The organism is Streptomyces melanosporofaciens (assembly GCF_900105695.1).
GTDB classification, from domain to species: Bacteria; Actinomycetota; Actinomycetes; order Streptomycetales; family Streptomycetaceae; genus Streptomyces; species Streptomyces antimycoticus.
The window spans coordinates 4316758-4341698 of record NZ_FNST01000002.1 but is presented as its reverse complement, the minus strand read 5'-3'; the positions used below and the strand labels follow the sequence as shown (position 1 = coordinate 4341698).

The 24941-nt window shown below is 72.2% G+C and carries 23 protein-coding genes; 13 read left to right on the top strand and 10 right to left on the bottom strand.

Translation table 11 applies throughout. From position 1 onward, the window contains the following. Window positions 1-42: 42 nt before the first annotated feature. Window positions 43-3612, bottom strand: a complete 3570-nt coding sequence (gene mfd / locus BLV72_RS21520; protein ID WP_093464199.1) for a transcription-repair coupling factor — start codon at window positions 3610-3612, stop codon at window positions 43-45. A gap of 225 nt (window positions 3613-3837) precedes the next feature. Between mfd and gvpO the strand changes: the two genes are divergently transcribed. From gvpO to BLV72_RS21480, 8 genes are read left to right on the top strand one after another with little or no spacing between them, the layout of a single operon-like run. Beyond that, window positions 3838-4149 (top strand): gas vesicle protein GvpO, encoded by a 312-nt coding sequence (gene gvpO, locus BLV72_RS21515; protein WP_093470471.1) that lies wholly within the window; start codon window positions 3838-3840, stop codon window positions 4147-4149. Between the two features lie 26 nt (window positions 4150-4175). Continuing rightward, a complete protein-coding gene (gvpJ, locus tag BLV72_RS21510) occupies window positions 4176-4673 on the top strand; it encodes a gas vesicle protein GvpJ (RefSeq protein ID WP_093464197.1) in 498 nt (165 codons plus the stop codon). A gap of 49 nt (window positions 4674-4722) precedes the next feature. Further along, on the top strand, window positions 4723-5451 hold the full coding sequence (locus tag BLV72_RS21505; RefSeq protein WP_093464195.1) for a GvpL/GvpF family gas vesicle protein: 729 nt from the start codon (window positions 4723-4725) through the stop codon (window positions 5449-5451). A 1-nt stretch (window position 5452) separates the two neighbouring features. After that, window positions 5453-5722 carry a gas vesicle protein GvpG gene (locus BLV72_RS21500; protein ID WP_093464193.1) on the top strand — a complete coding sequence of 90 codons (270 nt, stop codon included), beginning with the start codon at window positions 5453-5455 and terminating at the stop codon, window positions 5720-5722. Next, window positions 5715-6089 carry a gas vesicle protein gene (locus tag BLV72_RS21495; protein WP_093464191.1) on the top strand — a complete coding sequence of 125 codons (375 nt, stop codon included), beginning with the start codon at window positions 5715-5717 and terminating at the stop codon, window positions 6087-6089. The genes BLV72_RS21500 and BLV72_RS21495 overlap by 8 nt, the downstream gene beginning before the upstream one ends. Then, the gene (locus tag BLV72_RS21490) at window positions 6086-6889 is read left to right on the top strand and encodes a GvpL/GvpF family gas vesicle protein (RefSeq protein ID WP_093464189.1); all 804 of its coding nucleotides are present in this window, start codon (window positions 6086-6088) and stop codon (window positions 6887-6889) included. Before BLV72_RS21495 ends, BLV72_RS21490 begins: the two co-directional genes overlap by 4 nt. A 59-nt stretch (window positions 6890-6948) precedes the next feature. Further along, on the top strand, window positions 6949-7182 hold the full coding sequence (locus BLV72_RS21485; RefSeq protein ID WP_043237878.1) for a gas vesicle protein: 234 nt from the start codon (window positions 6949-6951) through the stop codon (window positions 7180-7182). Continuing rightward, on the top strand, window positions 7179-7463 hold the full coding sequence (locus BLV72_RS21480) for a gas vesicle protein K (RefSeq protein ID WP_093464187.1): 285 nt from the start codon (window positions 7179-7181) through the stop codon (window positions 7461-7463). The genes BLV72_RS21485 and BLV72_RS21480 overlap by 4 nt, the downstream gene beginning before the upstream one ends. A gap of 7 nt (window positions 7464-7470) precedes the next feature. Here the strand turns inward: BLV72_RS21480 and BLV72_RS21475 are convergent, their stop codons facing one another. Continuing rightward, window positions 7471-7932 carry a MarR family winged helix-turn-helix transcriptional regulator gene (locus BLV72_RS21475; RefSeq protein ID WP_093464185.1) on the bottom strand — a complete coding sequence of 154 codons (462 nt, stop codon included), beginning with the start codon at window positions 7930-7932 and terminating at the stop codon, window positions 7471-7473. Between the two features lie 81 nt (window positions 7933-8013). Between BLV72_RS21475 and BLV72_RS21470 the strand changes: the two genes are divergently transcribed. Both BLV72_RS21470 and BLV72_RS21465 read left to right on the top strand, forming a co-directional pair. Next, window positions 8014-8385 (top strand): VOC family protein, encoded by a 372-nt coding sequence (locus tag BLV72_RS21470; RefSeq protein WP_093464183.1) that lies wholly within the window; start codon window positions 8014-8016, stop codon window positions 8383-8385. 2 nt (window positions 8386-8387) lie between these two features. Next, complete coding sequence (locus BLV72_RS21465; protein ID WP_093464181.1) at window positions 8388-9386, top strand: DNA-3-methyladenine glycosylase family protein; 999 nt, start codon at window positions 8388-8390, stop codon at window positions 9384-9386. Window positions 9387-9517: 131 nt separating this feature from the next. Here BLV72_RS21465 and BLV72_RS21460 read toward each other — a convergent pair whose 3' ends face one another. The 4 genes from BLV72_RS21460 to BLV72_RS21445 all read right to left on the bottom strand — a co-directional run bounded on the left by BLV72_RS21460 (window position 9518) and on the right by BLV72_RS21445 (window position 14635). Then, window positions 9518-9916 (bottom strand): VOC family protein, encoded by a 399-nt coding sequence (locus BLV72_RS21460; protein WP_093464180.1) that lies wholly within the window; start codon window positions 9914-9916, stop codon window positions 9518-9520. Between the two features lie 108 nt (window positions 9917-10024). After that, on the bottom strand, window positions 10025-11011 hold the full coding sequence (locus tag BLV72_RS21455; RefSeq protein ID WP_093464178.1) for an aldo/keto reductase: 987 nt from the start codon (window positions 11009-11011) through the stop codon (window positions 10025-10027). 268 nt (window positions 11012-11279) lie between these two features. Then, on the bottom strand, window positions 11280-13850 hold the full coding sequence (locus tag BLV72_RS21450; protein WP_093464176.1) for an ABC transporter permease: 2571 nt from the start codon (window positions 13848-13850) through the stop codon (window positions 11280-11282). Next, the gene (locus BLV72_RS21445) at window positions 13847-14635 is read right to left on the bottom strand and encodes an ABC transporter ATP-binding protein (protein ID WP_059144709.1); all 789 of its coding nucleotides are present in this window, start codon (window positions 14633-14635) and stop codon (window positions 13847-13849) included. The genes BLV72_RS21450 and BLV72_RS21445 overlap by 4 nt, the downstream gene beginning before the upstream one ends. A gap of 468 nt (window positions 14636-15103) precedes the next feature. Between BLV72_RS21445 and BLV72_RS21440 the strand changes: the two genes are divergently transcribed. Then, window positions 15104-16666: an MDR family MFS transporter gene (locus BLV72_RS21440; RefSeq protein WP_244321421.1), complete on the top strand. Its 1563-nt coding sequence runs from the start codon at window positions 15104-15106 to the stop codon at window positions 16664-16666. A 64-nt stretch (window positions 16667-16730) separates the two neighbouring features. Here BLV72_RS21440 and BLV72_RS21435 read toward each other — a convergent pair whose 3' ends face one another. The 3 genes from BLV72_RS21435 to BLV72_RS21425 form a co-directional block, all read right to left on the bottom strand. Then, on the bottom strand, window positions 16731-17654 hold the full coding sequence (locus BLV72_RS21435) for a coiled-coil domain-containing protein (RefSeq protein ID WP_208905684.1): 924 nt from the start codon (window positions 17652-17654) through the stop codon (window positions 16731-16733). A 211-nt stretch (window positions 17655-17865) separates the two neighbouring features. After that, window positions 17866-21030: an SUKH-4 family immunity protein gene (locus BLV72_RS21430; RefSeq protein ID WP_093464170.1), complete on the bottom strand. Its 3165-nt coding sequence runs from the start codon at window positions 21028-21030 to the stop codon at window positions 17866-17868. A gap of 5 nt (window positions 21031-21035) precedes the next feature. After that, complete coding sequence (locus BLV72_RS21425; RefSeq protein ID WP_093464168.1) at window positions 21036-22013, bottom strand: SMI1/KNR4 family protein; 978 nt, start codon at window positions 22011-22013, stop codon at window positions 21036-21038. Window positions 22014-22209: 196 nt separating this feature from the next. Between BLV72_RS21425 and BLV72_RS21420 the strand changes: the two genes are divergently transcribed. Both BLV72_RS21420 and BLV72_RS21415 read left to right on the top strand, forming a co-directional pair. Beyond that, window positions 22210-22731, top strand: a complete 522-nt coding sequence (locus BLV72_RS21420; RefSeq protein ID WP_093464166.1) for a YwqJ-related putative deaminase — start codon at window positions 22210-22212, stop codon at window positions 22729-22731. Beyond that, window positions 22728-23291, top strand: a complete 564-nt coding sequence (locus tag BLV72_RS21415) for an SUKH-3 domain-containing protein (RefSeq protein ID WP_228053247.1) — start codon at window positions 22728-22730, stop codon at window positions 23289-23291. Before BLV72_RS21420 ends, BLV72_RS21415 begins: the two co-directional genes overlap by 4 nt. 48 nt (window positions 23292-23339) lie before the next feature. On the opposite strand, the gene BLV72_RS21410 is transcribed toward BLV72_RS21415, so the two are convergent. After that, window positions 23340-24926, bottom strand: a complete 1587-nt coding sequence (locus BLV72_RS21410; RefSeq protein WP_093464165.1) for a sensor histidine kinase — start codon at window positions 24924-24926, stop codon at window positions 23340-23342. Window positions 24927-24941 lie beyond the last annotated feature (15 nt).

Here is a 24941-nt window from a genome sequence, read left to right as displayed (position 1 = left end):
ACTCTTCAGAACAGCCGCACCCTCACGACCCCAGGGTCGTCGTCACGACCCCAGGATCGATGTCAGGAACTCCCCCGTCCATGCCAGCAGCTCCCGCCCCACCAGCGGCTTTCCGCCGATGCGGGCGGTCGAGGGGCGGGGCACCAGGACCTGCTTGGTGGCCGGTTTGATCACCGAGCGCTGGTAGAGGCGCTTGAGGCGCAGCTCCTGGGATTCGCGGAGCTCCACCGGGGAGAAGCGGATGTTGGAGCCCTGGAGGGTGATGTCCGTGACGCCGCAGGCGCGGGCCAGCAGGCGCAGGCCCGCGACCAGGAGGAGGTTCTCCACCGGTTCGGGGAGCTTGCCGTAGCGGTCGGTGAGCTCCTCGCGGACGGCGCGGATGTCGTCCTCGCTGGTGGCGGAGGCGATGGCGCGGTACGCCTGGAGGCGCAGGCGCTCGCCGGGGGCGTAGTCGTGCGGGACGTGCGCGTCGACCGGCAGCTCGATCTTGACCTCCAGCGGCGCTTCCGCGGCCTCGCCGTCGCGCTCCTCGATCGAGGCCCGGTAGTCGGCGACGGCCTCGCCGACCATCCGGACGTAGAGGTCGAAGCCGACGCCCGCGATATGGCCGGACTGCTCGCCGCCGAGCAGATTGCCCGCGCCGCGGATCTCCAGGTCCTTCATCGCCACATACATGCCCGCGCCCATCTCGGTGTGCTGGGCGATGGTGGCCAGCCGTTCATGGGCGGTTTCGGTGAGCGGCTTCTCGGGCGGGTAGAGGAAGTACGCGTAACCGCGGTCGCGGCCGCGGCCGACCCGGCCGCGGAGCTGGTGGAGCTGGGAGAGGCCGAAGTTGTCACCGCGCTCGACGATCAGGGTGTTGGCGTTGGAGATGTCGATACCGGACTCGACGATCGTCGTGGAGACCAGCACATCGAACTTCTTCTCCCAGAAGTCGACCACGACCTGCTCCAGTGCGGTCTCCGACATCTGGCCGTGGGCGATGGCGATCCGCGCCTCGGGGACGATCTCGCGCAGCTTCGCCGCGGCCCGGTCGATGGACTCCACCCGGTTGTGGATGTAGAAGACCTGGCCCTCGCGGAGCAGCTCACGCCGGATCGCCGCGCCGATCTGCTTCTGCTCGTACGGCCCGACGAAGGTCAGCACCGGGTGGCGCTCCTCCGGCGGGGTGGTGATCGTGGACATCTCGCGGATGCCGGTGACCGCCATCTCCAGGGTCCGCGGAATGGGCGTGGCGGACATGGTCAGCACGTCCACATTGGCGCGGAGCTTCTTGAGCTGCTCCTTGTGCTCGACGCCGAAGCGCTGCTCCTCGTCCACGATGACCAGGCCCAGGTCCTTGAACTTGGTCTCGGAGGAGAAGAGCCGGTGGGTGCCGATGACGATGTCGACCGCGCCGTCCTTCAGCCCTTCCAGCACCGCCTTGGCCTCGGTGTCGGTCTGGAAGCGGGAGAGCGCCCTGACGTTGACGGGGAACTGGCCGTACCGCTCGCCGAAGGTGCCGAAGTGCTGCTGCACCAGCAGCGTCGTGGGCACCAGCACCGCGACCTGCTTGCCGTCCTGGACCGCCTTGAAGGCCGCGCGGACCGCGATCTCGGTCTTGCCGTAGCCGACGTCGCCGCAGATCAGCCGGTCCATCGGAACCGACTTCTCCATGTCCTCCTTGACCTCGGCGATGGTGGTGAGCTGATCGGGGGTCTCCGCGTACGGGAAGGCGTCCTCCAGCTCGCGCTGCCAGGGGGTGTCCGCGCCGAAGGCATGGCCGGGCGCCGCCATCCGGGCGGAGTAGAGCTTGATCAGGTCGGCGGCGATCTCCTTGACGGCCTTCTTGGCGCGCGCCTTGGTCTTGGTCCAGTCGGCCCCGCCGAGCCGGTGCAGGGTCGGCGCCTCCCCGCCCACGTACTTGGTGACCTGCTCGAGCTGGTCGGTGGGGACGAAGAGCCGGTCGCCGGGCTGACCGCGCTTGGCCGGGGCGTACTCCACCACCAGATACTCACGGGTGGCGCCCTGGACGGTGCGCTGCACCATCTCGACATAGCGCCCCACGCCGTGCTGCTCGTGGACGATGAAGTCGCCCGCTTCGAGGGTGAGCGGATCGATGGTCTTACGGCGGCGCGCGGGCATCCGCGCCCCGTCCTTGCCCGCGGCCTTCTGCCCGGACAGATCCGTCTCGGTCAGCACGGCCAGCTTCAGGACCGGGTCGACAAAGCCGTAGTCGATCGAGCCACAGGACACATGCACCACGGACGGCTTGATCTCGGTGAGGTCGCCGTCCAGCCGGGCCGCGATCCCCTCGCCGCCGAGCACCTCGACGGTGCGGGAGGCGGGGCCGTGGCCCTCGGTCACATAGACCGTGCGCCAGCCGTCGGCGAGCCAGCCCTTGGTGTCGGCCAGCGCCCGGGCGGTGTCGCCGCGGTAGCTCTCGGTGGCGTGCATGCCCAGCTTGACGGTGTCCCCCGCCGCGTCAGCGGCAAGTGTCTCCGTGAGCTCCTCATCCGCCGCGAAGGGGCTCACCGACCACCACATCATGCCCAGGTCGCGGGCCCGGTCGCGGACGTCCGCGATGCCCCACAGGGAGGCCGCGCCGACGTCGATCGGGGCCTCGCCTCCCCCGGCCGTGGCCGCCCAGGACGCCTGGAGGAACTCCTGGCTGGTGGCCACCAGATCGGCCGCCCGGGTGCGCACCCGCTCCGGGTCGCAGACGACCGTCATGCTGCCCTTCGGGAGGACGTCCAGCAGCAGCTCCATCTCGTCCACCAGGACGGGGGCCAGGGACTCCATGCCCTCGACCGCGATCCCCTCGGCGATCTTGCCGAGCAGCTCAGCCAGCTCCGGATGGGCCTCGGCGAGGGCCGCGGCCCGCTCCCGCACCTGGTCGGTCAGCAGCAGCTCCCGGCAGGGCGGCGCCCACAGGCCGTGCTCGGCGACCTCCAGGGAGCGCTGGTCGGCCACCTTGAAGTAGCGGATCTCCTCGACGTCGTCGCCCCAGAACTCGATCCGGAGCGGATGCTCCTCGGTGGGCGGGAAGACGTCCAGGATGCCGCCGCGCACGGCGAACTCGCCGCGCTTCTCGACCAGCTCCACCCGGGAGTACGCGGCGGCCGCGAGGCCGTCCACGATCTCCTCCAGATCGGCGGTCCCCCCGGCCCGCAGGCTCACCGGCTCCAGGTCCCCCAGCCCCTTGACCTGCGGCTGCAGCACGGATCGCACGGGCGCGACGACGACCGAGACCGGGCCCGCCGTCGGGTCGTCCTGGCGCGGATGGGCCAGTCTGCGCAGCACCGCGAGGCGCCGCCCGACCGTGTCCGAGCGCGGGGAGAGCCGCTCATGCGGCAGCGTCTCCCAGGACGGGTACTCCACCACTGCGTTTTCGAGTCCTGGCGGCATCAGCGAGCGCAGCGCGGCCGCCAGATCCTCCGCCTCCCGGCCGGTGGCGGTCACCGCGAGCACGGGACGGCCCGCGGAGCGCGCCAGCGCGGCGATGGCGAACGGGCGGGCGGCCGGCGGGCCGACCAGATCGACGTGGGGACGATTGCCGTCGGCGGCGCCGCGCACCGCCTCGGCGAGCGCGGGGTCCCTAACGACGACGTCGAGCAGACCGGTGAGGCTCATAAAGGGGTATTCCATCCCGGAGGCGGACAACGCGAACGACCCGACACGTGTCACGGGCCGGGGGTCTTCCAGAGTACGGCCACCCGACGACAACTACGCCGGGTCGGCTCGCGGCCCCCACGCGGTGCGCCCCGAACCGGGCGGGCGCCGGGCGGGCGTATGGACCCCCGCGTCTGGCCCATCACGACAGGCGGCCGGGCACGCGCTGTGATCACACTGATGCACATGGCAGAGCGAGAACCGCGCCCCGCGGCCACCAAGACGAGCCCCAGGTCCCGGCCGCCCCGGCCGGCCGAGGCCGCCCGGCAGGCATGCGACCAGCTCGCCTCACTGATCGTCCATGAGCCCGAGGGCGTCAGTGGGGTGACCCGTCACGAGGACGGCTGGCTCGTCAGCGTGGACGTCCTCGAGGTCGCGCGGATCCCCGATACCACCAGCCTGCTGGCCACCTACGAGGTGCGCGTCGACGAGCGGGGCGAACTCCAGGAATACCGGAGGGTCCGCCGCTACCGGCGCGGTGCGGCCGACGACTGCTGAGACGACAGCCGAAAGGACGCCCCGAGATGCCCACTGGCACATACACGGAAGAGGTCGTCTGCGTTCAGCGGACCGGCACCCTCTATGACGCCCTGGAGCTCATCCTCGACCGGGGCATGGTGATCGACGTCTTCATCCGGGTCTCCCTCGTCGGCATCGAGATCCTGAAGATCGACGCCCGCATCGTGGTCGCCAGCGTGGACACCTACCTGCGCTTCGCCGAAGCCTGCAACCGCGTGGACCTCGAATTCGACCGCAGCAAGACCGTGCCCGAACTGCTGGGCGGGATGTCGGGCGGCGGCAGCCCGGCCGGTCGGGTGGCCGCCGGCGTCGGCAAGAAGAAGGCCAAGAAGGCGGTCGAAGGGGTGGGGGAGAAGGTCAAGCGGGCCGTCGGGGCCGATGACGACGAGGAGCAGGAAGAGGAGCGAGAGGAGCCGGAGGAGCAGGAGAGCCGCCCCCGGCGGCGCACCGCCGCCACCGGCGCCCGCTCCCGCCGCCGTCCCGCTCCTTCCGAGGAGGACTGACCGATGAATCCGAGGAGGACTGATCCATGAGTCCGAGGAGGACTGATCCATGACCGCGCCCCGGAGCGTGTACGTCTACGGCGTCGTCCGCGCCTCCCACGCGGTGCCGCCCGGCCGCACCGGAGTGGGCGAGCGGCCCGCCCCGGTCCGTACCCTCCGGGCCGGAGCGCTGGCCGCGGTGATCAGCGACGCTCCCGCCCGGCTGCGCGCCAAGCGGCGCGACCTCCTCGCCCACCAGGACCTCGCCCTGACGCTGGCGACGGACGGGCCGGTGCTGCCGATGCGCTTCGGGATGATCGCCCCCGACGAGGAGTCGGTACGGCAGCAGCTTCTGTCGTCCCAGAACGACTGCCTGGCCGCGCTCGAACGCGTCGACGGCCGGGTCGAGATGAACCTCAAGGCGCTGCCCACCGAGGCCGACCTGGGCGCGCTGGTACGGGAGGACCCCGAGGTGAGCCGATTGCGCACCGCCGCCCGCAGGGCCCCGGGGTACGAGGCCAGCGTGCGGCTCGGCGAGGCCGTGGCGCGGGGGCTGGGGCGCAGGGCGGCCGCCGCCGCGGCCGCGGTGCTCGCGGAGCTCTCCGCCGTGGCGGACGCCAAGGTGCACGGCCCGGAGGTCGAGGGATGCGTGCTCAACGTCTCCTTCCTGCTGGACCGGCGCGAGGAGCGGCGGTTCCACGGCGTCGTGGAGCGCTTCGCGGCCGGCCACCGCGACCGGGTCGAGCTGCGGCTCACCGGACCGCTGCCCTGCTACAGCTTCGCGGAAGGCCGGGCCTGACATGGGGGTGCTGAGCCAGGTCGTCCTCTTCCCGCTGGCACCGGTGCGCGGAGTGGTGTGGATCGCGGAGCGCGTGCGGGACGTCGCGGAGGAGGAGCTGTGCCATCCATCGGTGCTGCGCGCCCGGCTGGCCGCGCTGAACGAGGCCCTGGAGTCGGGGGCGATCGGCCCCGAGGAGTTCGACCGGGAGGAGGACCGGCTGCTGGATCTGCTGGAGCGCTCGGGCGGCCGAAGCCCGGGAGGAAGGGCGAGGGTGAGCCGCCATGACTGACCGTGACCTGGTGTACCCCCCTTCCGTGACCGCCGACCGGCACCCCTCCGACCTCGCCGAGATCCTCGAACGCGTCCTGGACAAGGGCATCGTGATCGCCGGAGACATCAAGATCGACCTGCTGGACATCGAACTGCTCACCATCCGGCTGCGGTTGTTCATCTCCTCCGTGGACACCGCCCGCAAGGCCGGAATCGACTGGTGGGAAACCGATCCCGCCCTCTCCTCGCGCGCCGCGAAGGACGCCCTCGCCCAGGAGAACGCGGAACTGCGCGAACGGCTCCACGCCCTGGAATCGCGCATGGATTCCGATGAGCAGCTCAGCACGGTCGGCGCCACGGCCGCTGAGGAGGGCGCGGACAGATGACCCCGCCCGAGGCCCCCACCCTCACCTACGCCTTCGCGGTCTGCCGCGGCGGCGCCCTCACGGCGTTGGCCGCGCTCCCCGGTCTCGGCACCGGCGCCCCCGTCCGTACGCTCGCGGCGGGCCCGCTCACCGCCGTCGTCCAGGACGTGCCCGCGGCCGGGTTCGGCGAGGAGGCGCTGCGGCGGCGGCTGTCCGACCGCGATGAGCTGGAACGCTGCGCCCGCGCCCACCACACGGTGATCACGGCGGCGTCGGCGCTGGCCCCCACCGTTCCGCTGCCGCTGGCCACCCTCTATCTCGACGACGACCGGGCCCGCGAGGCCCTGGGCGAGCGGGAGACGTCCCTCCTGACCGCGCTGGGCCGGATCACGGGCCGGGCCGAATGGGGCGTCAAGGTCTACGCCCCGACGGGACCGCCGCCGCCCACCCCGGGAGTCGCCCCGGCGAACGGTCCGGCCAGCGGCCGGGCCTATCTGGACCGCGTCCGCACCCGCCAGCAAAGCCGCGAACAGCACCACACTTTGACGCTGCGGGCCGCCGAGCGGGTGCACTCCGCCGTCCGTGGCCTCGCCGTCGCCGCGCGCCGACTGCGCCCGCACGGCGTCGAGGTGACCGGGAAGCACCGTACCCATGTACTGAACGCGGCCTACCTCCTCGACCTGGGCCGGGAACGCGAACTACGCGCCGCCCTCGCCTCGTTGCGCCGCGACGAGACGGACATCCAGATCGAGCTCTCCGGGCCGTGGGCGCCCTACTCCTTCGCCGACGGAGGGGTCACCGACGAAGGGACACCCTCATGACCAGGGCCGCCTGGGACGCCGCCCCGGCGAAAGCGGCATGGGAAGCGGCCCCCGCCGACATCGCCCGCAAAGAGGCCCCCGCGTGGGGAACCACCCCCGCCGAGGCCCTCGGACCGCTTGGCGTCCCCCTCGTGGACCTCCTCGACCGGGTGCTCGCCACCGGTGTCGTCGTCACCGGCGACCTCGTCATCGCGATCGCCGAGGTCCCCCTCGTCCGCCTCTCCCTGCACGCCCTGCTCTCCTCGGTCAACGAACGGGTCCCGGCCCCCTGGACCGACAGCGGCCCGCTATGAGCCCGCCCCCCGCCCACCTCGACATCGACCGCGACTCGGTCGGCCGCGACCTGGCGGCCCTCGTGCTGACCGTCGTCGAACTCCTCCGCCAGCTGATGGAACGCCAGGCCATCCGCCGTATCGACGCGGGCGGCCTCACCGACGGTCAGATCGAGCGCATCGGCACCACGCTGATGCTGCTCGACCAGCGCATGGCGGAACTGTGCGACCAGCACGGACTGACGCCGGAGGACCTCAACCTGGACCTCGGCCCGCTGGGCACCCTGCTCCCCCGCGACTGATGCGGACTCAGCCGCCGAGGGCTTCCGCCATGCGGTCGAGGTCGGCGAGAAGGGCGGCCAGGCGGCGTTGCGGGAAGGCGTCGATCATCGTCCGCTCGATGGCGTAGACGGCGGACCGGGCCTCCTCCAGCCGTTCGCGGCCGGCCTCGGTGAGGTGGGCGGGGAGGGCGCGGCCGTGGTCGGTGGTGGCGGGCCGGGAGATCAGGTCCGCGTCCTGGAGGCCGCGCAGGACGACGTTCATGGACTGCCGGGTGACGAAGGTGCCCCGGGCGAGTTCGGCGTTGGACAGACCGGGCCGCTGGTCGAGGAGTTCCAGGCAGGCGTACTGCGGCACCGTCAGACCGCGTTCGCGCAGCGCCTTGTCCATGGCGCCGCGCAGCGCCGCGGCGGCGCGCTTGAGGCGGTATCCCACATGTTCGGTGACGTCGTGAGCGGGGTGCGGCGGGGCCGCGGGAGTTCGGTCTTCCATGTCAGGATTTTGACATAGGGGGAAGGCGTGCGTACAGTCCGGGAATGTCAAAGCCCTGACATCAACACCTGGGGAGGACCCATGACCGCCACCCTTGACGGCCCCGACTTCATCGCCCTGCAGGTACGCGATGTCGAGGCGGCGGCCGCCTTCTGCGAAAAGCACCTCGGACTGCGGCGGGCCCCGGCATCGCCTCCCGGCGCCGTGGTGTTCACCACCCAGCCGATCGCGTTCGCCGTCCGCGAGCCGCTGCCGGGCGTGGACCTCGACGACGTCGCACGGCCCGGTCTCGGCGTGGCCCTGTGGTTCCGCACCACGGACGCCCAGGCGCTGCACGACCAGCTCGCCGACGCCGGGGTGTCGATCATCACCCCGCCGCAGGACAGCCCGTTCGGCCGCATGTTCACCTTCATCGGCCCCGAGGGCTACGCCATCACCGCGCACGGAGGCTGATCGTGACCGCCGTCTCCCTCACCCCGGCCGGTCCCTTCTCGCTGGCGGCGAGCGTCCGCTTCCTGGAGGGCTTCACCCCCGCGAGCTATTCCGGCACGGCGGACGAGGTGCTCCGCCTGGCCTTTCCCGCCGACGACGGCCACTCGACGGTGGCGGCCGCGGTACGGCAGGAGGAGACGGCGGACGGTGAAGCGGGCACGGTACAAGTCGAGTTCACCGTGTATCCCGGCGAACCGGACGGCGACCTGGACGGCTCCCCGGCGGACCTCGCGTCCGCCGGGGCCGGGCCCGTATCCCCCGGGGAGCCGTCCTGGCCCGACGACGCCGTCCGGGACCAGCTCGCCCGCATCCTCTCGCTCGACGTCGACGGAAGCGGCTTCCCCGAACTCGCCGTCACAGACCCCGTGGTGGCCGGGCTCATGGCGGAATTTCCGGGCCTTCGGCCGGTGTGCTTCCACTCCCCCTACGAAGCCGCCGTATGGGCGGTCATCGGCCACCGCATCCGCATGACCCAGGCCGCCGCCATCAAGGCCCGCCTCGCCGAGCGGTACGGACGGCGGGTCCAGGTCGCGGGCCGGACCCTGCACGCCTTCCCCACCCCACCGGTGCTGCGCGCGATCACCTCGATCCCCGGTCTGACCGAGGTGAAGATCGAGCGGCTGCACGCGCTGGCGGAGGCGGCCGACGCGGGGGAACTCGACGCCGCACGGCTGCGCGCGATGCCGGTGGACGACGCCCTCGCGGCGCTGCGCACCCTCCCCGGCATCGGCCCGTTCTCCGCCGAGCTCATCCTCATCCGCGGCGCCGCGCACCCCGATGTCTTCCCGCGCCACGAACCGCGACTGCACGCGGCCCTCGCCACCGCGTACGGCCTCGACGAGACCGTCTCCGGTGACATCGGCCGGCTGGCCGGGATCGCCGACGGCTGGCGGCCCTACCGGAGCTGGATCGGGCTCCTGCTGCGTGTCCGTGCCGAGCTCATGGGCCGCCACGTGTCATAGCCGCATGGAAGAGCCGGTCCGCCCCCGTCGCGGACCGGCTCTTTTCCCGGCTTCGACACCGGCCCACCACCAGCCACTCGGCAACCGGCCCTCGGTAACCGGCTGTTAAACCGGCTCCCGGCCGGGTGCGGTCAGCCGTTCTCGACGACCATCAGCGCATTGCCGTCCCCGTCCCGGAAACTGAACATCGGCGGCACCGGGCCGCCCCAGCGCTGGACCTCCGGGTCGGTGTCGACGCCGCGCGAGCGCAGCGTCGCGTGGTCGGCGTCGATGTCCTCGGAGGTGAGGATGATGCCGGTGTCGTAGCCCGGCCCCTGGCCGCCCTCGCGCGGCAGGACGAGCGCGATCCCGGTCGGGGCGCCCGCCGGGCCCACCTCGATCCAGCGGTGGCCGTCGCCGAAGGGCATGTCGGCACGCTTCTCGAAGCCGAGCGTGCCCACATAGAAGTCCAGCGCCCGGTCCTGATCGGCGACGGTGACGGCAACCCGGCCCACCTCGGCGAGCCGGGTGCCTTTCGCGGTCTCGGTCATGGTGATCTCCCTTGAGGTGATGCGTTCACCACCTGAGACCCCGGGGCACCGCGAAACTCATCGGTCGCCCGCGGATCGGCCTTCACGCCCGATGAACCACGGTGGCGGTCAGCGGCCCACGAAGGTGAGGTTCTTCTCGTCGTAGCGGGTGCCGGCGACCTGGTCGGCCGGGGCGGCGGCGTCGATCGCGGCCAGTTCCTCGGGCGACAGCTCGAGGGTGGCGGCGGTCAGGTTCTCCTCCAGGTACTTCTGACGCCGGGTGCCCGGGATGGGGACCACGTCGTCGCCGCGGTGCTGCACCCAGGCGAGGGCGAGCCGGCCCGCGGTGACGCCCTTCTCGGCGGCCAGTTCGTTCAGCTTTCCGACGATGGCCAGGTTCTTTTCGAGGTTGCCGTCGGCGAACCGGGGCTGGGTGCGGCGCACATCGCCCTCCGGCAGGCTCTCGGTCGAGGTGTAGCGGCCGGTGAGGAAGCCGCGGCCGAGCGGGGAGAAGGGGACGAGGCCGATGCCGAGCTCACGGCAGACCGGGGCGATCTCGTGCTCCAGGTCCCGCGTCCACAGCGACCATTCGCTCTGCAGCGCCGCGATGGGGTGCACCGCGTGGGCGCGGCGGATGGTGTCCGCGCCCGCCTCGGACAGGCCGAGATGGCGCACCTTGCCCGCCTGGACCAGCTCGGCCATCGCGCCGACGGTCTCCTCGATGGGGACGTCGGGGTCCACGCGGTGCTGGTAGTACAGGTCGATGTGGTCGACGCCGAGCCGCCGCAGCGACGCGTCGCACGCCTGGCGGATGTAGGCGGCGTCGCCCCGGATCGCGGTCGGCTCCCCCAGCCGGTTGGCGAAGCCGAACTTGGTGGCCAGGACCGCCTGCTCCCGGCGTCCGGCCAGGGCCCGGCCGAGCAGTTCCTCGTTGTGCCCGGAACCGTAGAAGTCGGAGGTGTCCAGCAGGGTGACGCCCAGGTCGAGGGCGCGGTGAAGGGTGGCGATCGACTGGGCGTCGTCCGAGGCGCCGTAGCCATGGCTCATTCCCATGCAGCCCAGGCCCTGGGCCGCGACGGTCAGTGCGCCCAGGCGACGGGTGGGCAGTGCGGACATCGGGTACCTCCCTTGTGGTCGTGACGATCACGCTAGGAGTTGGAGCGCACTCCACGTCAAACCACCGGATCAGCGGCCGAGCGGCTCGGCGCGTTCCCCGCCCCCGCCTCGCCCCCGCCTCGCCCGGGCCGAATGCCGGGCCTCTGGAGGCATCGTTCACACAGAAAGGACCGGCCCGGTGCGCTCCCCCGTCGCACACCGGGCCGGTCGGCCTTCAGCCCCTCCCCCCATGGAAGGGCAGCGAGCCTGTTTCCCCCGTCGGCTTTGGCTATTCCGTGGCGATCGCGTTCAGCACATTCATCCGCGCCGCCCGGAAGGCCGGGACCAGCGCCGCGATCAGACCCACCACGGCCGAGCCGATGAAGACCGTGATGATCGTCGGCCACGGGATCTCCAGGGTCTTCAGACCCTCCAGCGCCAGCAGCTTCTGGGCCGTGGTTCCCCAGCCCATGCCGAGCCCCAGCCCCAGCAGCGCGCCGAAGAGCGCGATGACCACGGACTCCAGCCGGATCATGCGGCGCATCTGGCGGCGGGAGACGCCGATGGCGCGCATCAGGCCGATCTCACGGGTCCGCTCGACCACCGACAGGGCCAGGGTGTTCACCACACCGAGGACGGCGACGATGATCGCCAGCGCCAGCAGCCCGTAGACCAGGTTGAGCAGCTGACCGACCTGGTCCTTGACCTCCTGCTTGTAGTCGGTCTGGTCGCGCACCTTCACCGACGGGTAGTGGTGCAGCTGGGCCTTGAGGGATGCGTACGCCGCCTCCTCCTGGCCGTCCTTGGCCTGCGCCAGCATCATGACGTCCGCCGGGATCAGCTTGGCGGGCACATAGTCCTCGACGGTGGCGATGTTGAGGTACATCGCGCCCTTGTCGAGGCTGACGTCGTCCGAGGTGATCGCGGCGACGGTCAGCTTGGCGGTCCGGCCCTCCTTGAAGGCGACGGTCAGGGTGTCGCCCTTCTTCACCTTGTGGTCCTTGGCGAAGCCCTCCGGCACCGACATGGCGTCCTTGCCGTACGCGGCGGCCAGATCACCCTCGACGACCGGGGTGCGCAGGTCCTCCGCGTACGTCGGGCTGGCGGCCGAAAGGTCCTTGGTGACCGTCTTGCCGTCCGGCAGGGTGAGCTTGGCGCCGTCGATGTCCTTGGCCTCGCTGATGTGCTTCAGGCCCTTGGCCTGGCGCACCGACTTCTCGATCCCCTCGGTGATCGGCTGGCCCATGTCGGACTGGATGATGAAGTCCGCGCCCACCGACTTGTCCAGCTCATCGGTGGCCGAGGCGACCATCGAGGAGCCCACCACCGACAGACAGGCGACCAGCGCCAGGCCGATCATCAGGGCCGCGCCGGTGGCGCCGGTGCGCCGCGGGTTGCGCAGCGCGTTGCGCTCGGCCAGCCGGCCGACCGGGCCGAAGATCCGCAGGACGACGGTGGCCAGCGCGCGGACCACCAGACCGGCCAGCAGCGGGCCGATGACGATGAAGCCGATGAGCGTCAGCACCACGCCCAGGCCCAGGAACATCGAGCCGTCGACCGCCTTGTCCGCGTTCCCCGCGACCACCAGGGCGGCCGCGCCACCCGCGGTGAGCAGGGTGCCGATCACGCCGCGGATCCAGCCGGCCCTGCTGTCCGCCGGGGTGCCCGCGTCGCGCAGGGCCGCCATCGGGGAGATCTTCCCGGCCCGGCGGGCGGGGATGTACGCCGCGATGACGGTGACGATGACGCCGATACCGATGCCGATGATGGGCGTGGTGGGCTTCACCGTCAGCTGGTCGGTGCTCAGGTGCAGACCCGCGCTGCCCATGATCTTCATCAGGCCGACCGCGAGGCCGACGCCGCCGAGGACACCGAGGATCGAGCCCACGATGCCCAGCAGCAGCGCCTCGATCAGCACCGACCGGTTGATCTGCTTCCGGCTGGAGCCGATGGCCCGCATCAGGCCGATCTCACGGGTGCGCTGGGCGACCAGCATCGAGAAGGTGTTGACGATCAGGAAGATGCCGACCAGGACGGCGATCCCGGCGAAGCCGAGCATCGCGTACTTCATGACGTCCAGGAACGAGCCGATGTCGTCCTCGGCCTCCTTGCTGGACTCGGCCTTCGTCTGCACCTTCACACCGGTGCCGAGGTCGGCCACCACGCTCTTCTTGAGCTGGTCGTGGCTGACGCCCGGCTGGGCGGTGAGCAGGTAGCTGGAGTACACCCCGGGAGCGCCGAGCAGCTTGCGCTGCGCGGTGTCGGTGTCCATGAAGACCAGCGTGGCGCCGGGGTTGGTCACCTGGAACGTGGCGATGCCGACGATCTTCGCGCGGAACTCGCCGGGGATGGCGATGATCCGCATCTCGTCGCCCAGCTTCAGCTTCTTGTTCTTCGCGGTGTCGGCGTCGACCATCACCTCGGTCGGGCCGCGCGGCGCGTGACCGGAGGTGATCTGGACCGAGCGCGTCTCGGTCGGGTCCCAGTTGGTGCCGATGGTCGGGGCGCCGGAGTCCGAGCCGATGCTGTTGTCGTTCCGGTCGGCGGCGGTGATCGACTGACTGGTGGCGTCGCCGATCACCGACTTGACGCCGTCCACCTGCTTCAGCCGCGCCAGCTCCGAACCGGGCAGCGAACGGATCCGGCCCTGCCGGGTGTCGTCGTCGCCCGCGCCCTTCGGGCTGACCGTGACATCGGAGGCGGTGCTCGCGAAGAGCTTGTCGAAGGTGGCGTTGGTGGTGTCGGTGAAGACGAGCGTGCCGCAGACGAACGCCACCGACAGCAGCACGGCGATCGCGGACAGCGCCATCCGCCCCTTGTGGGCGACGAAGTTGCGCAGTGAGGTCTTGAGGACGGTCATGACACCCGTCCCCGCGCGTCGAAGTGCTTCATGCGCTCCAGGACCAGCTCGGCCGTCGGGTTGTACATCTCGTCGACGATCCGGCCGTCGGCCAGGTACAGCACACGGTTGGCGTAGGAGGCGGCGACCGGGTCATGGGTGACCATCACGATGGTCTGGCCCAGCTCGTCCACCGACCGCTTGAGGAAGCCCAGCACCTCGGCGCCGGCCCGCGAGTCCAGGTTTCCGGTCGGCTCGTCACCGAAGATGATCTCGGGACGGGCGGCGAGGGCGCGGGCCACGGCGACGCGCTGCTGCTGACCGCCGGAGAGCTGGTTCGGACGGTGCTTGAGCCGGCCGGCCAGGCCCACGGTCTCCACCACCCGGTCCAGCCAGGCCCGGTCGGGCTTACGGCCCGCGATGTCCATCGGCAGCGTGATGTTCTCGATCGCGGTGAGCGTCGGCAGCAGGTTGAACGCCTGGAAGATGAAGCCGATCCGGTCCCGGCGCAGCTTGGTGAGCTTCTTGTCCTTCAGCCCGGTGATCTCGGTCTCGTCGATGAAGATCTGCCCGGAGCTGACGGTGTCCAGACCGGCCAGGCAGTGCATCAGGGTCGACTTGCCGGAGCCGGACGGGCCCATGATCGCGGTGTACTGCCCGCGGGCGATGTCCACGTCCACATGGTCCAGCGCGACCACCCGGGTCTCCCCCGAGCCATACGCCTTGAGCACCTGACGTGCACGGGCGGCGACGGCCGTATGTCCTCCGCTGCCCCCGGTCCTGGGAATCGATACAGCCGTTGTCACGCTCGTTCTCCTTCAGTATTCGATCGGCGATGTCGCTCCCCGATCACGGCATCCAGATTGCCGTGATCCGGGAACCTCCGCGATGGGGAAGGACTCCCTCTCAGCGGTAGGGCTAGCCCCACCCCCTCGGTCGCGCAGCCCGTAGCAACCTTATGAAGCCGGGACGACAGGCTCCTCATCCGCCCGGACGAACCGGGAGTAGGAGTACAGGGTGGGCATCCCCTAGGGGAGTGAGTCCTGAGACTGACCCGGACTCGGGGTGAATACTGCACCCTTCCGCCACGTCAGGCTCAACCCGGGCCTTCTGGACAGCCCGGATGCGTTCTTCCCCCGGCCTGTCCCGCCATGGAATCGTGGGTCGTACAAGAATCGTGCGTACGGGAGTCCCGCGTACGACCATCAGGGACACGTGCCGGCGCGTACCGGCGAAGGGAGCGCGCCACCGTGGGCGGCACCGCACGACGGCCGATGGACGCTGACCCGAGGCCCCCCGCATCCCAGCCGCACCCCGGCGCCCCCACCCCCCGCGGCCGCCGCCCCGTCGCCGCCGCCCTCATGCTCGGCATGGCGCTGGCCGCGCTCGACTCGACCATCATCTCCACCGCCGTACCGCAGATCGTCGGCGACCTCGGCGGCTTCTCCGTCTTCTCCTGGCTCTTCTCCGGCTATCTGCTCGCCGTCACCGTCTCCCTGCCGCTGTACGGCAAGCTCTCCGACACCTTCGGCCGCAAACCCATCCTGCTCGCGGGCGTCGTGGTCTTCCTCATCGGCTCACTGCTGTGCGCCGCCGCCTGGAACATGGCCTCCCTCATCGCCTTCCGGATCGTCCAGGGACTGGGCGGCGGGGCGCTCCAGGGCACCATCCAGGTCGTCGCCGCCGACCTCTACCCGCTCAAGGAGCGCCCGAAGATCCAGGCCAGGCTGTCCTCCGTCTGGGCGCTGTCCTCCGTGGCGGGCCCCGCGATCGGCGGACTGCTCGCCGGATACGCCGACTGGCGCTGGATCTTCCTCATCAACCTGCCGATCGGCGCCCTGGCGTTCCTCCTCATCACCCGCCATCTGCACGAACCGCGACGGCACCGGGAGGGCCGCCCCAGGATCGACTGGGCCGGGGCGCTCGGCGTCTTCCTCACCGGCGGACTGCTGCTGACCGCCCTCGTCCAGGGCGGGGTGGCCTGGGACTGGCTGTCCGCCCCGTCCCTGACCATGCTCGGCGGCGCCGCCATCTGCGCCGCGGCCACCGTATGGATCGAACGGCGCGCCGCCGAACCGATCATCCCCGGCTGGGTCTGGCGCCGCCGCACCATCTCGGCGGTGAACCTCGCGTTCGCCGCGCTCGGCCTGCTGATGATCGCCCCGACCGTCTTTCTGCCCACCTACGCCCAGTCGGTGCTGGGACTCGGACCGATACCGGCCGGTTTCGTGCTCTCCACGATGACGCTGAGCTGGCCTATCGCGGCCGCGCTCAGCAGCCGCGTCTACAACCGCGTCGGCTTCCGGCGCTGCGCCATCACCGGCATGGCCGCCGCCACACTGATCCTGGCGGCCTTCCCCCTCCTCCCCTACCCCGGTGCCGCCTGGCAGCCCGCGCTGATCATGCTGCTGCTCGGGGGCGCCCTCGGGCTCTTCCAACTGCCGCTGATCATCGGAGTGCAGTCGTCCGTCGAATGGGCCGAGCGCGGCACCGCCACCGCCTCGATCCTCTTCTGCCGCCAGGTCGGCCAGAGCCTCGGGGCGGCACTCTTCGGGGCCGTCGCCAACGCGACCCTCGCCTCCCGGCTCACCGAAGCCCCCGACGCCATCCGGCCGGGGCTGCCCGACGACCTGGACTCGGTCTCCCGCGCCCTGGAACACCCCGGCGCCCTCACCGACCAGGCGGCCGACTATCTGCGGCGGGCCGTGGACACCGCCGTCGACCACGTCTACCTGGGCTCGGCGACCGCCGCGCTACTGGCGCTGCTGGTGCTGGTGTTCCTCGCCCCGCGCCGCTTCCCGATCCGCACCGAAGCCGAGGCCGAGACGGAATCCTGACGGGGCCGACGGCACCCGGGTCCGAGCGTGCTCCGGGCCGCGTCCTCGAAGCCCGGCGGTGCGTTCAGGACTCGGGGCGCGGCGCCGCCGCAGCGTCCTCCGCCGCCACCGGCTTACCGGTCAGCGCCGCCAGGCTGCCGCGCACATGCTCCAGATGCGCCTTGAGCTCCTCACGCCGCTCCACATGCTCACGCAGCGTCCGCTCCGTCTCCCGCGCCAGGCGCTCCTCGCGGGCCCGCGCCTGCGCGATGATCTCCGCCGCCTGCGCCTGCGCGTCCTCCTGCCGCAGCCGGGCCGCCTGCTCGGCCATCCCGTACTCCCGCTTGGCGTCGGCGAGCGTCGCCTGGGCGTACTCCTCCAGCTGGGCCAGCCGGGCCGCCATCGCGTTGTCCCGCTCGGCCAGTTCACGGCCCGCCGCCTCCCACCGCTCGGCGTGCTCCCGCTCCTGCTCGGCCAGGACCCCGGCGGCGCGCTGCCGCATCTCCTTCAGCTCCGCCAGCGCCTGGGTCCGCCACTCCTTGGCGTCCTGACGCGAGACGGCCCGCAGCTCGTCCACATCCACCTGGGCCGACTCCAGGGTGGCGCGCGCCGCCACCTCGGCGGCCTCGCGGACCCGCTCGGCCTCGTCACGGGCGGCGTCCCGCACCGTACGGGCCACCACCTGCGCCGCCTCCCACTCCTCCTGCGCCGACGCCTCGGCCGCCGCCCGCAGACAGACGACCTCCTCCTCGGCCGCCATGAGGATGAGCTGGGCCCGGTCGCCGAGCGACTCATAGGTCTGGGGGGCCAGTTGGGCGAGCACCTCGCGCAGCCGCTCCGCCTCGGCGGTCAGCTCATTGGCCAGCACGGTGAGGCGCGCGGCGCGCTCCCACGCCGCGTCCCGCGCTTCGGACAATTCCGCCACATAGTGGTCGACCTGCGCGGGCCGGTAGCCACGGCCCCGTCCGCCGACGATGGTGAAGCCCTGACGTGACACCGATGCGCCCATCCTTGGAACCCCTTTTATCCGGTATGCAACGCGCTTCGGCGCACATCTTTATAGATGGCCTCTCATCCCCCATAACGCGACACTCCGCCCATATCTCCGGCCGGGACCGCCGCCGGTGACAACAACGACGAGGCGCCCGCCCCCGTCACGGGGGTCGGGCGCCTCGATCGCCGTTCCTACGGTGCGCGCGGTCACAGCCGCGCGGACGGACCTACAACAGACCGTCCCACATCTGCTCCAGCAGCACCGCCCACCAGTTGTCCGGAGCCGACAACGCCGCCGGATCCAGACCCGCCAGCTGCGCCTGGAAGTCCACCGTCCACCGGCCCGCCTGGTCCGGCGTCAGCCCGTAGCGCAGCCGCCACATCCGGCCCAGCAGCGCCATGCAGCGCACGAACTCCGGCAGCCCGGTGTTCACGAACTGCGGCGGCGTCGGCTGGGGCGTCGCCTCCAACGGCACCGCCACGATGTTCGCCGTGCCGTACTGCACACACAGCTGACGGCCGAAGTCATTGCCCATGACCAGGTACGAACCCGCGTCCGACGCGGACTGCACCCCGCGCTCCGCCGCCAGCTCCGCCAGCGTCGGCACCGGACGGCCCGCCTGCGCCTGCGCCCAGAAGAACGGACCGAAGTCCAGCGGCAGCCCCGCCCACACCAGCGTCTGCGCCACCACCTCCGGAACGCCCATCCGCGACACCGCGCGCTGGTCGAAGCGGACGATGCCCTGCGGCCCGAACGCCTGGCCCAGCTCATGCGCCAGCCCCTCCGGCGGCACCGGCGGAATCGGCTGCACCTGGCTGGGATGCGGCAGCGGCACCCGGTTCGGCGCCGGACGGGCCGGGCCGTCCGCCACCTGGTGCAGCTCGCCCTGGTGCTCCAGCAGATGACGCACACCCTGCTGCCGGGTCGCGTGATCACGGCCGTACGGAGCGGTGTGGCTGATCCGCACCTGCGGCCAGCTCTCCCGGATCATCCGGGCACAGTAGCCACCCGGCAGATCACAGGACTCCAACTCGGTGTGCAGCTCCAGCACCTGCTGCGGCGGCACATTCATCGCCCGCAGCTCATGCAGGATCTGCCACTCCGGATGCGGCGTCCCCGGCGCCGAACGGCGGATCAGCTGCTGCTCCGAACCGTCCTGCGCGCGGTAGCGCAGCACCGCCATATAGCCCGGACCCACGGTCGGCTGACCGGGGGGCGGCGGCGGATACGCATAGCCGGGCTGGGACCCCATACCCGGCACGGGCGTGCCGGGAGCGGGCGTGCCCGGGGCGGGCATCCCTGGAGCAGGTGTGCCCGGCGCGGGTGCGCCGGGAGCGGGCATACCCGGCGGCGGGGCCAGGCCCGGAACCGGGGCACCGGCGGGCGGAGGCATACCGGGAGCGCCCGGCGCGCCCGGTCCACCCGGATACGGCGGCCCGCCCGCGCCCGGCGGGGGCGGCGGCGTCTGCGGACCACCCGCACCGGGGACACCGGGTGGGCCGGGCGGCTGCGGGCCGGATGGGGCACCCTGGCCCGGGCCCGGAGCTCCGGGGGGCGGGGTCTGACCACCGCTGGCGAGCATCGTCGCGGCAGCGTGCACCCCGCCGCCGGGCGTGCCGGGCGCACCCGGCGGAGGCGGCGTCTGCCCACCACCGTGCGCACCAGGGGGCGTCTGCCCGGCACCAGGGACCCCGGGTGGACCAGGGGGGCCGGGCGGACCAGGGGGACCAGGCGGCTGCGGGGCGCCCGGGGGCGGCGTCTGGCCGGGCACACCCGGACCACCCGCGAGCATCGTCGCGGCGGCATGCACCCCACCACCGGGCGTGCCGGGCGCACCCGGCGGAGGCGGCGTCTGCCCACCACCGGGCGCACCGGGAGGGCCAGGAGGGCCGGGAGGGCCGGGCGGCTGCGGGCCGCCACCGGGGCCGTCGGGGCCGAGCTGCGAGACCAGTTGCGTCGGTACGTACCCCCCGGCCGGAGCGCCGGGGGCACCGGGCCCGGACGGCGCGGGCGGCGGCGTGGAGTCCACACCCGGCCGGGCACCGGGCGCACCGGGCGGCGGAGGCATCGCACCGCCGCCCGCCTTGTGGGTGGCGGCGTCCGCGATATCACCCGGGCCGGCACCGGAGCCGCCCTGCTGCTCCGGGAAGTCGAGGGACGGGGCGATGGCCGTGGGCGGCAGCGAACTGCCGCCGGACATCAACTCGGTCTTGGCGTCGGGCCGTACGCCCGGCGGCGGAGTGTCCTCGTCGTCGGAGCCCGCGAGCGGCGGCGCGAAGACCGTGGCGGGCGGGGCGACCGAGCGGTCGTCGTCGCCCTTGATGTCCGTACCGGCCCACGGCGTACTGTCGCCGGGCGTGGCCGCGTTGCCTGCCTGGCCCCCCGAGGAGGGCGTACCGGCGTCCGGCGCGGGCGGCGCCCACGGGCTCGCCCCACCGGGGCTCGCGCCACCGGGCGCAGGCGGCGCGCCCTGCCGGCCCTCACCGCCGCCGGACGGGGCGCCGGGGCCGGGCCGGGCGTCCTGCTGCGAGCCGGCCGCGAGCGGGCGCGCGACACCGTCGGACGGCCAGTCGTCCACGGCCCCGCTCCGCCCCTGCGGCGCACCCGGAACAGGCCCGCCGGGAACGGGCCCGCCGGGAACAGGCCCGGGCGGAACGGGCCCAGGCCCAGCAGGCGGACCCGGAACAGGCGGCGCACCCGGCGTGCCGTGCGGCGCACCCGGCGCGGCGCTCCGCGACCCGCCGTCCGACGGCCAGTCGTCCTCGCCCGAGATCCTGGGTGCCGACACCCCGGGCCCGGCCCCGGGGCCACCGGCCGACGGCCAGTCGCCCTCCGGAGGCAGAGCAGCCGAAGCGGCGGAAGGAGCAGGAGAAGCGGAAGGAGTGGACGGGGCAGGAGGAGCCGAAGCGGCGGACGGGGCTGACACCGGCGCGGAGGCATCGGGCGCGCCCCCGCCCGGCTCCGCCCCCGGCCGCTGCCCGGGAAGGTCCGCCGACGCCTCGGGCCGGCTGCTCATCGCGTCCGCCGCCTCCTGCAGCCACTCCGGCGGAGTGAGCAGGAAGGACGTCGCGTTCAAGTCGATGCGCTGCTGCCGGCCAGTGGTGGACTCGTCACGGGAACCGTCGGTCGTGCCGTACCGCTCCTCGTAACGGCGGATCACCTCACCCACCGGAAGCCCCGGCCACAGCGTGGTCTCGCCGCTGTCGCGGGCGATCACCATCCGCGTGCCCTCGGCCCCCCCGCCCGAGACCGGCCCGTCCGCCCGGTCCTCGGCCCAGACCACAAAGCCCAGATCGAACTCCCGGACCCGCGCCTCGCGCTGCTGATAAGCCGGCACATCGCCGTTGATCCAGAGTTCCGCGCGCTCCTGCGCCTGTGCGAAGGTCACCATCGCGCTCACCCCTCCACCGGGACGGCGTACGCGAAGCCACCGTCCACCATCAGGTTCGCCACGGTCTCCAGCTCCGGCGGATTGCCCGCCAGCCGGAGCAGGAAGGCGTCGAAGTCGTCGCCGCACGGCAACAACAGCCGCCCCACCCGCTCCTGGACCGTCCAGCCGTCACGGTCCCGCGCGTCGTCATACGCACAGAACCACACCGAGCCGATCGCGTCACCCTTCACCTTGACCGCGATCACACCGCCCTGGACGAAGCCCACGCCCAGATAGTCCTTGGTGAAGTGATCCCGCAGACACTTGTTGATATAGACGAGGTCATTGACCGCCGCCTCGTCGCGCACCGTGAAGAACGGCTGGTCGATCAGCAGCCCCAGCTCCGGATCCAGCGCCGCGCCGACCGGTGCGCAGCCGCCCGCCGCCTTGAGGAAGGCGCGATACGCCTCGGGCAGCCGATAGCCCAGGTCCTCCTCGACACCGAGCACCTGCTCCTCGGTGACCGAAATGCCCTTCAGCGGCAGGCCCACATGGATCGGCCGGGTCTCCTGCAGCGGGCGGGTGCCCCGCTTCTCCTGGTCGACCTGCGCCGTCGCAAGCCCACCGTGATGCCGCAGCAGCGCCTTGACCTCGACCGGAACCAGCTCCATCCGGCGGGTACCGACCACATGGTGCCAGGTCCAGCCGTGCGGTGTGGCCACCGCCGACGCCCCGTTCCACAGCTCATGGCCGGTGGCGTGCAGCGCCGCGTTCGCCGAGACATAGTCCGTCAGCCGCAGCTCGTCGACGCCGAACCCCTCCGGGGGCTCGGCGATTTCGGCGGCCGCACGCGCATACGGCGAAAAGTCCGGAAAGCCGTGTTCGTCCACTCGGACGCCCTTGGGGTGGCGCGCGGCCCGGACGGGATCCGGGAAGTGCACGACCTGCCCGGCGTAGGCCGTGTTCGGTGGCGCGGCATGCTGCCCGAGCCGACCTGTCGTCATGGCGGTTGCCCCCTGCTGATGCTGGCTACTGGGCACAGCCTATGCGGTGACGCAACCGGCCGAACCGGGCGGCCATCCCCCCTCATGACGGCCTCCGCCCCCACCAGGTCGTTCAGGCCCGGACTACCGCAGCGCCCGCGGGATTTGGCAATCTGATCATTGCAACCGGGGGTTTGCACAGGGAGGGATCCACCACATGCACATCACGCAGAGCAACGGAGGCGGCGACGGCGCCGCCCTCGCGGCCGGCGACCCCCGGCTGAGATGGAGCAGCGTCGACCCCGACGCCGGCCCACCGCCGCTCAACCGCCGCCGCGACGGCATCCTGCCCGCCGTCGCAGCCGCGCTGTCCGTCCGCGGCGAGACGCTGACCTGCACCGGAGGCAAAGCCGAACAGCCGCCGACACTCCACCCACTGGTCCAGGAATTCCTCGACGCACTCGCCAGCGGCCAGCGCGAACGCTTCACCGGCCGCTGCCCCGAAGCGATCCTGCTCTCCCGCCACCTGGCCAACGTCGAAGCAAGCCGCTCCAAGCGCGCCTCCCGCAAACCGCTCACCCAGGGTGAAGCCCGCCGCTCCCTCAAACACGCCAAGCTCACCACCCGCAGGATCCGCGAGGCCGGCGACCCCCAGCACGGCAGCTACGCCCCGCCCTGCCTGTCCTGCGCCGCACTACTGGCCCACTTCGGCGTACGGACGGTGGGTGAGACCACATGAACCAGGCACATCAGGCACCACAGGCCCCGGAGGCGGCGCAGACACCGCCGACACGCCCGGCCCGGCAACCCATCGACCGCCTGGACGTCACCCGCTTCTCCGTCGCCGTCGACGCCGCCCTCCGCGACGCCGGCTGGCAACCCGGCCGCTGGGACATGCACCGCGCCGAAGTCTGGGCCGACACCCTCCGCGCCCACACCTCCCCCGCAGGCCACCGCCACACCGTCTTCCCGGCCGCCGTCGAAGCATGGGCGGAATTCGGCGGACTCCACATCCAGCCCCCCGGCACGGGCCGCGAAATCGCCCCCACCCCCTTCCGCATCGACCCCCTGCACGGCCTCCACCTCGCCCGCACCCTCGGCGACCTGGGCCACGCCCTCGAAACCGAAATCTGCCCACTGGGCGAGGAATCCGACGGCCAGGCACTGCTGACCATCGACGCGGAAGGCCGGGTCTACAGCCTCGACCACACCGGAGACTGGTACCTCGGCCCCACCCTCGACGCCGCCCTCAGCACCCTCGTCACCGGCGCACTCCCGGCCAGACTGGCCCGCGCATAGGCCAGACCGGCCCGCGCACAACCCGCGCCATCCGGCAGGCCGCGAGCACTAGGCGCGCTGCGCCCGCTCCACACCCCCGCCGCGCCCCTTGGCCGCCGTGCCCTCCACCGGACGGCCCGCCAGCCGATCCCCGCCGCCCGTGTGATCCTTCTCATCCACGCCGCCGGTGTGATCCGCGTCATCCGTGCCGTCCGTGCCGTCCGTGCCATCCGGAATGACCGCCGACACACGGAAGCCACCCGCCTCCGTGGCCCCCGACACAAAACCCCCACCGAGCGTCGACACCCGCTCCCGCATCCCGACCAGACCATTCCCCCCACTCGGCAGCCCGGCATCCGCCGCACCCCGCTCCGACGGCCCGTTCTCCACCTGAACCGCGATCTCGGCCGAACGATGCGCCACCCGAACCCGGGCACTCGCGCCCGGAGCATGCTTATGGACGTTGGTCAACGCCTCCTGCACCACCCGATACGCCGTCTGCTCCACCGGAGCCGCATACCGCCGCTCCTCACCCTCCACCGACAGCTCCACCGCCATCCCCGCCGCCCGCGACTGGCCCACCAGCGCCTCCAGCTCCGCCAGCCGCGGCCCCCCGAGCGCCCCCACATCCCTCCCCGCCGCACCCGCGGCCTCCGCAGCCGCCGAAGCCGCGGCCGCCACCGACGCCAGCGGCCGCTCCTCGGCAGCATCCGCGGACGAGCCGTCGACATCGACAGAAGACCCGGCCACCTCCGCGGACCGATCCCCGGCAGCGGACACCGGCCCCGGCGCGACGGCGGCCGAAGCCGCACCCGGAGCCCGCAGACCATCCTCCGACCGCAACACCCCCAACATCTGCCGCAACTCCGTCAGCGCCTGCCGCCCCATATCGCCCACCAGCGCCGCGTTCTTCGACGCCTTCTCCGGATCCTTGAGCGCCACCGCCTGCAACGCCGCCGCATGCACCACCATCAAACTCACCCGGTGCGCCACCACGTCATGCATCTCCCGCGCGATCCGGGTCCGCTCCTCATTACGCGCCCACTCGGCCCGCTCCTCCGCCCGCTCCGCCAGCAGCGACAGCTCCCGCTCCAGACCGTCCGCCCGCTCCCGCAAACTCTCCACCAGCCGCCGCCGCGCCCGGACATACAGCCCCAACAGCACCGGCGGAGCGGTCAGCCCCAACGTGAGCACCATGGCGAACATCGGGGCCTCCCACACCGAGGTCCCCAGACCACTTTGCGGATTGTCCCGCCGAAGCCCGATCACCGTGACGAGGAAACTCCCCACCGCCGCCATCCCGGCCAGCAACGCCGTGATCCGGCGCGGCACCTCGGACGAGGCCAGCGTGTACAGCGACACGACACCCAGCAGCAGACCCATCTCGGCGGGCGTGATCGCGATCGATATCAGCACCACGGCGATCGCCCAGCGCCGCCGCAACACCAGCGTGGCCCCGACAATCACCCCGAGCAGCACCCCGGCGACAACCGGAATCCGGGCATCATGCGCGAAAAAGACACCCTCTACAGCACACTCCACCGCCGACGCCACGGCGAGCAGGACATCGAGCCCCATACTCCGCCGCCGCGACCACCACCACGGCCCCACGGGCACGCCCCGCGCGCCCGTCGCCCCTTCCCCCGTCGAACTCATAGCGACCAGCCTACG